At 70.1% G+C, this 12772-nt stretch carries 13 protein-coding genes; 8 read left to right on the top strand and 5 right to left on the bottom strand.

What is annotated here, in order from left to right; all coding sequences use genetic code 11:
- Positions 1-5: 5 nt before the first annotated feature.
- The 7 genes from Pme01_RS00775 (at position 6) to rny (ending at position 7582) form a co-directional block, all read left to right on the top strand.
- Entirely contained in the window at positions 6-683 is a 678-nt protein-coding gene (locus Pme01_RS00775) for a UdgX family uracil-DNA binding protein (RefSeq protein ID WP_168113151.1), read from the top strand.
- Positions 684-769: 86 nt separating this feature from the next.
- Positions 770-1912, top strand: coding sequence for an acyl-CoA dehydrogenase family protein (locus tag Pme01_RS00770; protein ID WP_168113152.1), 1143 nt, complete (start codon positions 770-772; stop codon positions 1910-1912).
- Positions 1909-3219 (top strand): MFS transporter, encoded by a 1311-nt coding sequence (locus Pme01_RS00765; protein ID WP_239087942.1) that lies wholly within the window; start codon positions 1909-1911, stop codon positions 3217-3219. Before Pme01_RS00770 ends, Pme01_RS00765 begins: the two co-directional genes overlap by 4 nt.
- Positions 3210-3410 (top strand): DUF3046 domain-containing protein, encoded by a 201-nt coding sequence (locus Pme01_RS00760; RefSeq protein WP_168113154.1) that lies wholly within the window; start codon positions 3210-3212, stop codon positions 3408-3410. Before Pme01_RS00765 ends, Pme01_RS00760 begins: the two co-directional genes overlap by 10 nt.
- Before the next feature lie 239 nt (positions 3411-3649).
- Entirely contained in the window at positions 3650-4699 is a 1050-nt protein-coding gene (recA, locus tag Pme01_RS00755; protein WP_168113155.1) for a recombinase RecA, read from the top strand.
- Positions 4700-4712: 13 nt separating this feature from the next.
- The gene (locus Pme01_RS00750; protein WP_239087941.1) at positions 4713-5363 is read left to right on the top strand and encodes a regulatory protein RecX; all 651 of its coding nucleotides are present in this window, start codon (positions 4713-4715) and stop codon (positions 5361-5363) included.
- 437 nt (positions 5364-5800) lie between these two features.
- Positions 5801-7582: a ribonuclease Y gene (gene rny, locus Pme01_RS00745; RefSeq protein ID WP_168113156.1), complete on the top strand. Its 1782-nt coding sequence runs from the start codon at positions 5801-5803 to the stop codon at positions 7580-7582.
- Between the two features lie 81 nt (positions 7583-7663).
- Here rny and Pme01_RS00740 read toward each other — a convergent pair whose 3' ends face one another.
- The 5 genes from Pme01_RS00740 to Pme01_RS00720 all read right to left on the bottom strand — a co-directional run bounded on the left by Pme01_RS00740 (position 7664) and on the right by Pme01_RS00720 (position 11234).
- Positions 7664-8545, bottom strand: coding sequence for an amino acid ABC transporter permease (locus Pme01_RS00740; protein WP_168113157.1), 882 nt, complete (start codon positions 8543-8545; stop codon positions 7664-7666).
- Positions 8542-9198: an amino acid ABC transporter permease gene (locus Pme01_RS00735; RefSeq protein ID WP_203935363.1), complete on the bottom strand. Its 657-nt coding sequence runs from the start codon at positions 9196-9198 to the stop codon at positions 8542-8544. Before Pme01_RS00735 ends, Pme01_RS00740 begins: the two co-directional genes overlap by 4 nt.
- A 66-nt stretch (positions 9199-9264) precedes the next feature.
- Positions 9265-10206: a glutamate ABC transporter substrate-binding protein gene (locus Pme01_RS00730; protein ID WP_168113158.1), complete on the bottom strand. Its 942-nt coding sequence runs from the start codon at positions 10204-10206 to the stop codon at positions 9265-9267.
- Positions 10207-10217: 11 nt separating this feature from the next.
- On the bottom strand, positions 10218-10970 hold the full coding sequence (locus Pme01_RS00725; protein ID WP_168113159.1) for an amino acid ABC transporter ATP-binding protein: 753 nt from the start codon (positions 10968-10970) through the stop codon (positions 10218-10220).
- A gap of 45 nt (positions 10971-11015) precedes the next feature.
- The gene (locus tag Pme01_RS00720) at positions 11016-11234 is read right to left on the bottom strand and encodes a DUF2277 domain-containing protein (RefSeq protein ID WP_168113160.1); all 219 of its coding nucleotides are present in this window, start codon (positions 11232-11234) and stop codon (positions 11016-11018) included.
- 250 nt (positions 11235-11484) lie between these two features.
- On the opposite strand from Pme01_RS00720, the gene miaB reads away from it, so the two are divergent.
- Positions 11485-12772, top strand: a 1288-nt coding sequence (miaB, locus tag Pme01_RS00715) for a tRNA (N6-isopentenyl adenosine(37)-C2)-methylthiotransferase MiaB (RefSeq protein ID WP_239087958.1), incomplete at its 3' end; no start/stop codon positions are given.

The following is a 12772-nucleotide window of genomic DNA, read 5'->3' as shown; positions in this document are numbered from 1 at the left end:
CAATCATGGCCGACACCGTCCCGACCGCCGCGCCGTTCGTGCCGGAGACGGACGATCTCGACAAGCTGCGGGAGGCCGCGCAGTGCTGCCGGGGCTGCGACCTGTACAAGGAAGCGACCCGGACGGTCTTCGGCGAGGGCCCACCGGACGCCGGGACGGTGCTGGTGGGGGAGCAGCCCGGAGACATCGAGGACCGGCAGGGCCGGCCGTTCGTCGGGCCCGCCGGCAAGCTGCTCGACCGGGCCGTAGCCGACGCCGGGCTGGACCGCTCCGGTACCTATGTGACCAACGCGGTGAAGCACTTCAAGCACAAGCCGGCCGCGCCGGGCAAGCGGCGCATCCACGAAAGTCCCAACCAGACCGAGATCATGGCCTGCCGGCCCTGGCTGGTGGCCGAGTTCAGCCTGCTGCACCCGCGCGCCGTGGTCGCCCTCGGCGCGGTCGCGGCCAAGGGCCTGCTCGGCCCGTCGTTCCGGGTGACCAAGCAGCGGGGGATCCCGATGCCGTGGCCGGAGTCGGCCCACCACCCGGAGGACTTCGCCGGGGAGGCGCACGACGATGCGTTCGTCCTCGCGACGATCCACCCGTCGGCGGTACTGCGCGCCGACGACCGGGACGCCGCGTACCGGGGGCTCGTGGACGACCTGCGGGTTGTCGCGGAGCAGTTGGCTTCCCGGCGGTAACATGCGATTCCCGCGATGACTCGGGGAGGACTCGACGCCGGGTGGCTGTTCACTATGGATAGTTCCCCGCGGTTGAAGGGGAACGCATGGATCAGCACCTGTACGAAGCCGACCACGAAGAGTTCCGGAACCTGTGCCGGCAGTTCCTGGCCCGCGAGGCGACGCCGTACCACGACGAGTGGGAGCAGGCCGGCATCGTCGACCGGGAGGTCTGGCGCAAGGCCGGGGCCGCCGGGCTGCTCGGCATGGACGTCGACACCGAGTACGGCGGGGGCGGCCAGCGCGACTTCCGGTACAACGCGGTGCTGGACGAGGAGATCATCGCGGCCGGCCTCTCCGGCCTGGGGTTCGGCCTGCACAACGACGTCGTCGCGCCGTACCTCACCGAACTGACCACACCGGAGCAGCGCAAGCGCTGGCTGCCCGGCTTCTGCTCGGGTGAGCTGATCACGGCGATCGCGATGACCGAGCCGGGGGCCGGCTCCGACCTCGCCGGCGTGCGTACCACGGCGGTGCGCGACGGCGACGAGTACGTGATCAACGGCCAGAAGACCTTCATCACCAACGGCGAGCACGCCGACCTGGTCATCGTCGTCGCGAAGACCGACCCGGCGCGCGGCGCGCACGGCGTGAGCCTCATCGCGGTCGAGCGCGGCACGCCCGGCTTCACCCGCGGCCGCCGGCTGGACAAGGTGGGGTTGAAGGGCAACGACACCGCCGAACTGTTCTTCGACGACTGCCGGGTGCCGGCCGACAACCTCCTCGGCACCGAGAACAGCGGCTTCTACCACCTGATGGCCAACCTGCCCCGCGAGCGCCTGAGCATCGCGGTCGCGGCGGTGGCGGCGTCCGAGCGGATGCTGGCGATGACGCTGGAGTACGTACGCGAGCGGCAGGCGTTCGGCCGTCCGATCGGTACGTTCCAGCACAACCGGTTCGTCGTGGCCGAACTGGACACCGAGGTGACCATCGCGCGCACGTTCGTCAACCACTGCGTGGCGGAGCACAACGCCGGCCGGCTGAGCGTGGCCGACGCGGCCAAGGCCAAGTGGTGGACCACGGAGCTGCAGAACAAGGTCGCCGACCGCGGTGTGCAGCTGCACGGCGGGTACGGCTTCATGCGCGAGTACCCGATCGCCAAGGCGTGGATGGACAGCCGGGTCCAGACGATCTACGGCGGTACCACCGAGATCATGAAGGAGATCATCGGACGGTCGTTGGGTCTGTGAGTCCGTTGGACGTCTCAAGGGTCCAACGGCGCACGCTGTCGTTGCTGTTCATGACCCAGGTCGTGGGCGGCAGCGGGGTGGCGATGGGTATCGCGGTCGGTGCGCTGCTCGCCGCGGCGATGGGCGGCGCCGGGGTGTCCGGCCTGGCCGCGAGTGCCAGTGTCGTCGGTGGCGCGCTGCTCGCGGTGCCCGCGACCCGGCTCATCCGCAGCCGGGGCCGCCGGCCTGGCCTGGTCTTCGCGTACGCCTGTGGTGTCTGCGGCGCCCTGGTCGTGGTGACGGCCGCCGCGATCGGCTCGGTGGCGCTGCTGTTCGTCGGCATGGCCCTGTTCGGCGGCGGTAGCGCGGCCAACCTGCAGGCCCGGTATGCCGCCGCGGACCTCTCCGGGCCCGACCGGCGCGCGCGGCACCTGTCGTTGATCGTGTGGGCCACCACCCTCGGCTCGGTGGCCGGGCCGAACCTCGCCCCGCTCGCCGACCGGTACGCCCACCGGTCCGGCCTGCCCACGTACACCGGGCCGTTCGTGATCAGCGCCGTCGCGTTCACGGTCGTCGCCCTCGTGATCGCCGCCGCGCTGCGGCCGGACCCGCTGCTCGTGGCGCGTGAGGTGGGCCGTGACGCCGTGCCGGCCGGGTCGGCGGCGGGCCCCGACGCCGGGCCGGTGGCGGGCCCTGACGCCGCGCCGGCGGCGGGGCTGCGGGAGGCGGCGCGCGCGGTCCGGGCGGTACCGGCGGCGCGGCTCGGCGTCTCGGCCGTGGCGGTCGGGCACCTGGTCATGGTCGGCGTGATGTCGATGACCCCGGTGCACATCGGCGGCTACGTGCACGGCGACGTGCTCCGCGTGGTCGGCGTCGTGCTGAGCCTGCACATCGGAGGCATGTACGCGCTGTCGCCCCTGGTGGGCTGGCTGACCGACCGGCTCGGTCGGCGCCAGGTGATCCTCGGCGGCCTCGCCACCCTGCTCGTGGCGTGTGCGGTGGCCGGGACGGCCGGACATCACACGCCCCGCCTCGGGCTGGGGCTGGGGCTGCTCGGCGTCGGCTGGTCGGGCACCATGATCGCGGGTTCGACGTTACTTTCGGAGTCGGTGGGTACCGTGGTCCGACCGGCCGTGCAGGGCCTGTCCGACCTGGTGATGGGCCTGTCCGGGGCCTTCGCCGGCGCGATGTCCGGGCTTGTCGTGTCCTGGTCGGGCTATCCGACCCTGACCCTGCTGGCGGCGATCGCCACGGTGCCGCTGATCGCTCTGGCGCTGCGGTCCGTACCGGCGCTGGCGATATCCGAAGGGAGCAGAGAGTGCGGCTGACCGACTTCTGGGAGCGTCTCGAGCAGGTCTTCGGGCCCGGGTACGCGCACAGCGTCGCCCACGACCAGGTCCTCTCGCAGTTGGGCGGCCGGACGATCGAGCAGGCGCTGGCGGCCGGTGAGGCGACCAACCGGGTCTGGCGGGCCGTCGTCGCCGCCTATCCCGACCGGATTCCGCCCAAGCTCCGCTGAAGGTTTAGTCGTTTTCCTCCGTATAAGACCGAATGATCACCAAGATCATCAAAGTACGGGCGGAGTGTCACCCTTGTCTCGAACACTTGTACGGGTATTGTCCACAGCGGTACGGACGGGTGCTGCTTCCACACCCACGGCCTGCCGGCGCGTTTTTGTCGGACCCAGGGCCTAGCGTGTCTCCCGTGACGAAGCGACCCACCACATCCGCGAAGACGGCCAATACAGGGGTGACAAACATGGCAGGCATGCCAGACCGTGAAAAGGCGCTGGGCCTCGCCCTCGCGCAGATCGACAAGCAATTCGGTAAGGGCTCGGTGATGCGGCTGGGCGAGCGGCCGGTCACCCAGATGCAGGTGATCCCCACCGGCTCGATCGCCCTCGACGTGGCGCTGGGCATCGGCGGGTTGCCGCGGGGCCGCGTCATCGAGATCTACGGTCCGGAGTCCAGCGGTAAGACCACCGTTGCACTGCACGCGATCGCCAGCGCGCAGCGCGAGGGCGGCATCGCGGCGTTCATCGACGCCGAGCACGCGCTCGACCCCGACTACGCCAAGGCGCTCGGCGTCGACACCGACGCGATGCTGGTCTCCCAGCCCGACACCGGCGAGCAGGCCCTGGAGATCACCGACATGCTGGTGCGCTCCGGCGCGCTGGACATCATCGTCATCGACTCGGTCGCTGCGCTGGTGCCGCGCGCCGAGATCGAGGGCGAGATGGGCGACAGCCACGTCGGTCTGCAGGCCCGACTGATGAGCCAGGCGCTGCGGAAGATCACCGGTGCGCTCAACAACTCCGGCACCACGGCGATCTTCATCAACCAGCTGCGTGAGAAGATCGGCGTCATGTTCGGCAGCCCGGAGACCACGACCGGTGGCCGGGCGCTGAAGTTCTACGCCTCGGTGCGGCTGGACGTGCGCCGGATCGAGAGCCTCAAGGACGGCACCGACGTCGTGGGTAACCGCACCCGCGTCAAGGTCGTGAAGAACAAGGTGGCCTCGCCGTTCAAGCAGGCCGAGTTCGACATCATGTACGGCAAGGGCATCTCCCGCGAGGGATCGCTCATCGACGTCGGCGTCGAGCAGAACATCATCCGCAAGTCCGGCGCCTGGTACACGTACGAGGGCGACCAGCTCGGGCAGGGCAAGGAGAACGCCCGTAACTTCCTGAAGGAGAACCCGGACGTCGCGGCCGAGATCGAGAAGAAGATCCTGGAGAAGCTCGGCGTCGGCACGGGTGCGGGCGACGCGGCCGGCGGCCCGGTCGACGTCGCGACGGTGGACTTCTGAGTCTCATCTGATCGTGGCAGGACGTCGCTATCGACACGGAAGGGGTCCCGCTGACCCGTCTCAGCGGGACGCCCCGGCCGCCGGGTCCGCCCGCGGCCGGGGCGGCACCCCGGCTGGCCAGCCCGACCGCGACCCGGCCGAGCTGGCGCGGGAGATCTGCCTGCGGCAGCTCGCCGTCCGCCCGCGTACCCGCGCGGAGCTGGCCACCGCGATGCGCAAGCGCGGCATCGACGACGAGATCGTTGACTCGGTGCTCGACCGCTACGACGAGGTCGGCATCATCAACGACGAGGCGTTCGCCCGGGCCTGGGTGACCAGTCGTCACCACGGCAAGGGATTGGCCCGGCGGGCCCTTGCCGGGGAGCTTCGCCGCAAGGGCGTCGACCCGGACGCGGTCGGCGAGGCCCTCGACGAGCTCGACCCGCAGACCGAGGAGGAGACCGCCAAGGCTCTGGTGGCTCGACGGATGCGGATCGAGCGGAGCGCCCCGCCGGACGCGGCGTTCCGGCGGCTGGTCGGGATGCTGGCCCGCAAGGGCTATCCGGCAGGGCTCGCGATCCGGGTGGTCAAGGACGCCCTCGCCGCCGAGGCGGAGACGGCCGAGTTCGCCGATGGCCTCGACCCTGACGCCCTTGCCGAGGCCGCCGAGCCGGCCGGCGAGTAGGCCCACACCTCCTCATCGCCGATGATGGACGCCGCCGCGGCGCCTGAACGTCCCGGTTGCCGGGCCTGAGCAGGGCACTTGGTGGTCGGGGCGGCCTCGTACCGTACGTCCCGCTCCGAGACTGATCATGAGTCCTTGACCGAAGCGCCCTCTACGACCTAGCCTTCGCCTTACTGGAGGAGAGCGCCCAACCACCGCGGGTACAAACCGCACAACATAGATCACATTACAGATCAGCAACAGTTCGGTTATCGATGCCGATAGCTCCGGCAATTCCGACGAGGCCGTAGCGCCGCCTGCCGCGCTCCTGCCGCCGCTCGTGGTCGTCGGCGGAAACCGGGGCTCATCCTGCATCGACCCCATCGCGGATCCGGGCACCTCCGAAACCGGTACACGGCGCGCCGGTCTGCTCGGCGCCGATGGGGAGGGGGTGGGCCATGCCAGTAGCAGAGATCGCGCTCGTGTCCGTGATCGCGGTCGTAGCCGTCCTCCTGGTGATCGTCCTCGTCGTCGGCCTGCGGGTCATGCGGCGGCTGCCGGGCGGGCCGGCGGCGGCCGGGGGCGGCGAGACCGATACCGCCTACCTGGCCGAGAAGGACCGGTACGAGGACTCCCTCGCCTCGCTGCGGAGCGCAGCGGAAGAGGCGACCGTCGCGGTCGAAGATGCGCGGGCCGCGGCCGCCGCCGCCCGTACCGAGGCCGCGGCGGCGAAGGCCGAGGCGAGCGCCGCCCGGGCAGAGGCCCGGCGGATCATCGACGCCGCCCGGGCGGAGTCCGAGGCGGTGCTGGAACGGGCGCACCGGCAGGCCGAGCACGACGCCGAGCAGGCGCGGGCCGCGGCGCGGCGCTCCGGCGAGCGCGAAATCGCCCAGCTCACCGCCGCCGCCAAGGAGCAGACGCAGGACGCCGAGCGGCGCCAGCGGCGCCTCGACGAGCGGGAGCGGCTGCTCGCGGAGGAGGCCGAGCGGCTTGCCGAGCGGGACCGGCGGATCACCACCGCCGAAGCCGAGCTGTCGGGCCGGGAGACGGCGCTCGTCAGGCGGGAGACGGCCCTGACCGAGGCCGAGGAGAACCAGCGCCGCGAGCTGGAGCGCATCGCCGGACTGACCGTCGACGCCGCCAGGACCGAACTGGTCGAGTCCATCGAAGGGCAGGCGAAGCGCGAGGCAGCGCTGCTCGTACGCGACATCGAGCACGACGCCCGGGCAACGGCGGAGCAGCGGGCCCGCCACATCGTCGTGGACGCCATCCAGCGGGTCGCGAGCGAGCAGACGGCGGAGAGCGTGGTCAGCGTGCTCCACCTGCCGAGTGACGAGATGAAGGGCCGCATCATCGGCCGCGAGGGCCGCAACATCCGCGCGTTCGAGTCGGTGACCGGGGTGAACCTGATCATCGACGACACGCCCGAAGCCGTGCTGCTGTCGTGCTTCGACCCGGTACGCCGGGAGATCGGCCGGTTGACCCTGGAGAAGCTGGTCCTCGATGGCCGGATCCACCCGCACCGCATCGAGGAGGTGTTCGACCTCGCCAAGCACGAGGTCGAGCGGCTGTGCCAGCGGGCCGCCGAGGACGCGCTCGTCGAGGTCGGCATCACCGACCTTCACCCGGAACTGGTGACCCTGCTCGGGCGGCTGCGCTACCGCACCAGCTATGGCCAGAACGTGCTCAAGCACCTGGTCGAGACCGCGCACATCGCCGGCATCATGGCCTCCGAACTCCGGCTGGAGCCGGCCCTGATCAAGCGGTGCGCGTTCCTGCACGACATCGGCAAGGCGCTGACCCACGAGGTCGAGGGCAGCCACGCGCTGATCGGCGCCGACCTGGCCCGCAAGTACGGCGAGTCCGACGACGTGGTGCACGCGATCGAGGCGCACCACAACGAGGTACTGCCACAGACCATCGAGGCGGTCCTGACCCAGGCCTCGGACGCCTGCTCGGGCGGGCGGCCGGGCGCCCGACGCGAGAGCCTCGAGGCGTACGTGAAGCGCCTGGAGCGCATCGAGGAGATCGCCGGCGGCAAGGCCGGCGTGGAGAAGGTCTTCGCGATGCAGGCCGGGCGTGAGATCAGGGTGATGGTGCGCCCGGACGACGTGGACGACATCGGCGCCGCGGTACTGGCCCGGGACGTGGCCAAGCAGATCGAGGAGGAGCTGACCTACCCCGGTCAGATCCGGGTCACGGTGGTACGCGAGTCCCGCGTCACCGAGATCGCCCGCTGAGCCCGCCCGGAAACACCACGATCCTGGAGCATCTTCCGTGTCACGGCACGGAGGATGCTCCAGGATCGTGAAAAGCAGCGGCTAGGCCCCGACGCCGCCGACACCGCCGGCCTCGGCGGCGGCCGCCTGGTCGATCGGGACCGGCCGGGCAGCGGTACGCCGGCTGCGACTCATCCGCTTCTGCAGCCAGTACGCGAACGCCGACAGCGCGCTGCAGATGCCGATGTAGATCGCGGCAACGATCAGGTACGACACCACGTACGGGAAGTCGAAGGAGCCCCGGCTACCGATCTGCTTCGCGGCGTAGAGCAGCTCCGGGTACGTGATGATGAAGCCCAGCGCGGTGTCCTTCAGGAGCACGACCAGCTGGCTCACGATCGCCGGGAGCATGGCCCGTACCGCCTGCGGCAGCAGTACCGACACCATCACCTGGGTCTTGCGCAGCCCGATGGCGTACGCCGCCTCGGACTGGCCGCGGGGTACCGCGAGGATGCCGGCCCGGAAGATCTCGGCGAGCACCGAGCCGTTGTACAGGGTGAGGCCGAGGACCAGCGCCCACAGCGTGTCGATGTGCAGCTTGTACTGCAGCGGCACGTAGTAGAAGAAGAAGATCAGGATCAGCAGCGGGATCGCCCGGAACAGCTCGACGACCCAGGTGGCCGGTACCCGGATCAGCGCGTGGTCGCTCAGCCGTGCCGCCGCGAAGACCGCCCCGAAGACCAGCGCCAGCGCGGTGGCGATGACGGCGGCCTTCAGCGTGGCGAGCAGCCCGTTCAGCAGCTCCTGCTGTACCGCCGTGTACTGGAACTGCGTCAGCCGCAGCTCGCTGAACTGGTCGGTCGCGATCAGGCGGTAGGCGACGTAGGCGGCGACGGCCACCACGCCGACGGTCGTCAGCACGGCGATGACGAGGTTGCGGGCCCGCGCCCGGGGCCCCGGCAGGTCGTACAGCACGTCGGTCATCGCGCCACCCCCCACTTGCGCTCGAGCGTGCGCTGCAGCGTCACCAGCGGGGCGATCAGCAGCAGGAAGCCGATGACGATCCAGATCAGGGTCGCGAACTGGTTCTCGCCCCGCTCGGACATGTACTGCGGGATCGCGCCCGCCTCGACCACCGAGAAGCCGGCGGCGATCGTCGTGTTCTTGAGCATCGCGATCAGCACGCTCATCAGGGGCGGCACGATCGAGCGGAACGCCTGCGGCAACACGATCTGGCCCGTCACCTGGGGGAAGGTCATGCCCAGCGCGCGGGCCGCCTCGGCCTGGCCGGGTGACACCGTGTTGACACCGGCGCGCACGACCTCGCAGATGAAGGCCGAGGTGTAGGCGATCAGCGCGACGCAGGCGCTGGGGAAGTACTCCAGGCCGATGTCGAGCTTGGGGCCGGCGAAGACCAGGAATGCGAAGATCAGCGTCAGCGGGGTGTTGCGAAGGACCTGGACGTAGGTCATGCCGACGGCCCGCAGGATCGGCACCGGCGAGACCCGGGCGGCCGCCAGCAGCGTACCCAGCACCAGGCTGCCGATGGCGGAGATCAGGAAGAGCTCGATCGTGGTTTTGAAACCACGCCAGAAGAGTTCACCGTTGTCGGTGAGCGTGTGCAGAAAGGTGTTCATGCGATCCTCACGTCACGCGAAACCCGGTGGCCGCTGCCAGCGGCCACCGGGGTGCGCATCGACCGATCAGTACCGCTCGAGCGGCGGCACGGTCGCCGACGAGCCGGACTTGCCCAGGGTGCCGTCGTAGATCTTCTGCCAGACCCCGTCCTTCTCGGCGGCGGCCAGCGCGTCGTTGACGAAGTCGCGCAGCGCCTTGTCGTCGTGGGCCAGGCCGATGCCGTACTTCTCCTCGCTGAACGGCTTGCCGACCACCTTGAGCTTGCTCGGGTTCTGCGCCGCGTAGCCCTTGAGGATCGCGTCGTCGGTGGTCACCGCGTCAACGCGCTTGTCGAGCAGCTGCGACACGCACTCCGAGTAGGTCTTGAACTCCGAGATGTTGGCGTCCTCGGTCAGCTTCTTGTCACGTACCCGCTGCAGCGGGGTCGAGCCGCTGGCCGAGCAGACCTTCTTGCCCTTCAGCGAGTCCGGGCCGGTGATGGACGAGTCGTCCTTGCGCACCAGCAGGTCCTGACCGGCGATGAAGTACGGGCCGGCGAAGGCGACGTCCGCCTTGCGCTTGTCGGTGATCGAGTAGGTACCGACGTAGTAGTCGATCTCGCCGCCCTTGATCGCGGTCTCGCGGTTGGCGGACGGGATCTCCTTGTACTCGATCTTGTCCTTGGCGACACCGAGCTTGGCGGCGACGAGCTGCGCGATCTCGATGTCGAAGCCGCAGCGGTTGCCGCTGGCGTCCTTGTAGCCGAGGTTCGGCTGGTCGGCCTTCACCCCGACGACCACCTTGCCGCCGGACTTGACCTTGTCGTACGTGGGGCTGCCGGTGAGCGACACGTTGCCCGCCGGGGTGAGGTTGGCGCCCGAGGAGACGCACTGGTCGCCGGTGCCGGCCGCGCCGCTGCTCGCGCCGTTTCCGGGCGTGGCCGTCGGCGTGCCGGACTTGCCGCACGCCGCGAGGCCGAAGCCCAGAGTGGCGATCGCCGCGACCGCCGCCAAACGCTGAACTCGCATTCGTTGTCCTTTCAGTGGGTCAAAACCTTCGAGAGAAAGTCCCGGGCGCGCTCGGTGCGCGGGTTGGCGAAGAACTCCGCGGGGGGCGCCTGCTCCACCAGCTGACCATCGGCCATGAAGATGACCCGGTTGGCGGCGTGCCGGGCGAAGCCCATCTCGTGGGTCACCACGATCATCGTCATGCCGTCGGCGGCCAGCCCTGTCATGACGTCGAGCACCTCGCCGACCATCTCGGGGTCCAGTGCGCTGGTCGGCTCGTCGAACAGCATCGCCTTCGGCTGCATCGCCAGCGCCCGGGCGATCGCGGCCCGCTGCTGCTGGCCGCCGGAGAGCTGTGCCGGTAGCTTGTCGGCCTGGTTGGCGATGCCCACCCGCTCCAGCAGGTCCATCGCCCGCTCGCGGACGACGGCCGTCTTCTCCTTGCGGACCTTGACCGGGCCGAGCGTCACGTTCTCGAGCACGGTCTTGTGGGCGAACAGGTTGAACGACTGGAACACCATGCCGACCTCGCTGCGCAGCCGGGCGAGCGCCCGGCCCTCGGCGGGTAGCGGCGTGCCGTCGAACCGGATCTCGCCGGAGTCGATCGGCTCCAGGCGGTTGATCGAGCGGCACAGCGTCGACTTGCCCGAGCCGGACGGGCCGATCACCACGACCACCTCGCCGCGGTCGACGTTCAGATCCACGTCACGGAGCACGTGCAGGGGGCCGAAGTGCTTGTTGACCTGATCCATGGCGATCAGCGGTCCACCGGTTGACGTCGTCATCTACCCCGCCTTCGTACTGGTCTCGTCGATCGTCATGCCTTGAGGTCACATACGGGTAACACCCTGTATGTCAAGTTCGTTGAGCAGCGTACGGGTTGTCTTGGCGATCTCTGCGACCGCCGCCTCGAACGCCGCCGTGTTGCGGGCCGATGGCTTGCGGAAACCCGAGACCTTGCGGACGTACTGGAGCGCCGCCGCCTCGATGTCGGCCTGGCTCACGTCAGGGGTGAACGGCGGGCGGAGCGTCTTGATACTGCGGCACATTGTTCGTCTCCCGGCCGGGGCGGGTACGCGTGACAACCGTAATGAGTACCAGGCCCGCGCCAGTCGCCTCGGCCGTACGGCGAGATCAGGCGCACAAAACGGCCTTTCAGCCGGTGCCGGCCGGCAAGCGACCCGATCGGACAGCGGCCCGGCCGGGGAAGGGTCTCCCGGAGGATTACCCTTGGTGGTCGATCGGAAGGATGCCAAGAGGGTGCCCAAGAGCTTCAAGGTCGTGACCTACGGCTGCCAGATGAACGCGCACGACTCGGAGCGCATCTCGGGGCTGCTCGAGAGCGCCGGGTACGTGCCCGTCGTCGACGACGAGCAGCCCGACGTCGTCGTGTTCAACACCTGTGCGGTACGGGAGAACGCCGACAACCGCCTGTACGGCAACCTCGGCCACCTGCACCCGGTGAAGAAGGCGCACCCCGGCATGCAGATCGCCGTCGGGGGCTGCCTGGCGCAGAAGGACCGCGGCGAGATCGTCAAGCGGGCGCCGTGGGTGGACGTGGTGTTCGGTACCCACAACATCGGCTCGCTGCCGACGCTGCTGGAGCGGGCCCGGCACAACGCCGCCGCCGAGGTGGAGATCCTCGAGGCGCTCGAGGTGTTCCCGTCCACGCTGCCGACCCGCCGCGAGTCCACGTACGCGGGCTGGGTGTCGATCTCGGTGGGCTGCAACAACACCTGCACCTTCTGCATCGTCCCGGCGCTGCGCGGCAAGGAGAAGGACCGCCGGCCCGGCGAGATCCTTGCCGAGGTCGAGGCGCTGGTGGCCGAGGGCGTCCTGGAGGTCACCCTGCTCGGCCAGAACGTCAACACGTACGGCGTGGAGTTCGGCGACCGGCTCGCCTTCGGCAAGCTGCTGCGCGCCTGCGGCAGCGTCGAGGGCCTGGAGCGGGTGCGCTTCACCTCGCCGCACCCGGCCGCCTTCACCGACGACGTGATCGCGGCGATGGCCGAGACCCCCAACGTCTGCCACCAACTGCACATGCCGCTGCAGTCCGGCTCGGACCGGGTGCTGAAGGCGATGCGCCGGTCCTACCGCACCGATCGGTACCTGGGCATCATCGACCGGGTCCGGGCGGCGATGCCCGACGCGGCGATCACCACCGACATCATCGTCGGGTTCCCGGGGGAGACCGAGGAGGACTTCCAGGGCACCCTGGACGTGGTCCGGGCCGCCCGGTTCGCCAGCGCGTTCACGTTCCAGTACTCCAAGCGCCCCGGCACCCCCGCGGCGACCATGGACGAGCAGGTGCCCAAGGAGGTCGTCCGGGACCGGTACGACCGGCTGGTGGCCTGCCTGGAGGAGATCACCTGGGCGGAGAACTCCAAGCTCGTCGGGCAGACCGTCGAGGTGCTGGTCGCCACCGGCGAGGGGCGTAAGGACGGCGCGACCGGCCGGATGTCCGGACGGGCCCGCGACGGCCGGCTCGTGCACTTCGCCGCGCCAGCGGCGAACGACGGGCCCGGCGCCGCGCCAGCGGCGAACGACGGGCCCGGCGCCGCGCCGGCGGCGAACGACGGGCCCGGCC

The sequence above is a fragment of the Planosporangium mesophilum genome, from assembly GCF_016863255.1.
Lineage (GTDB): Bacteria > Actinomycetota > Actinomycetes > Mycobacteriales > Micromonosporaceae > Planosporangium > Planosporangium mesophilum.
The sequence above is the reverse complement of the archived record's forward strand: the minus strand, read 5'-3'. Positions and strand labels throughout refer to the sequence as shown.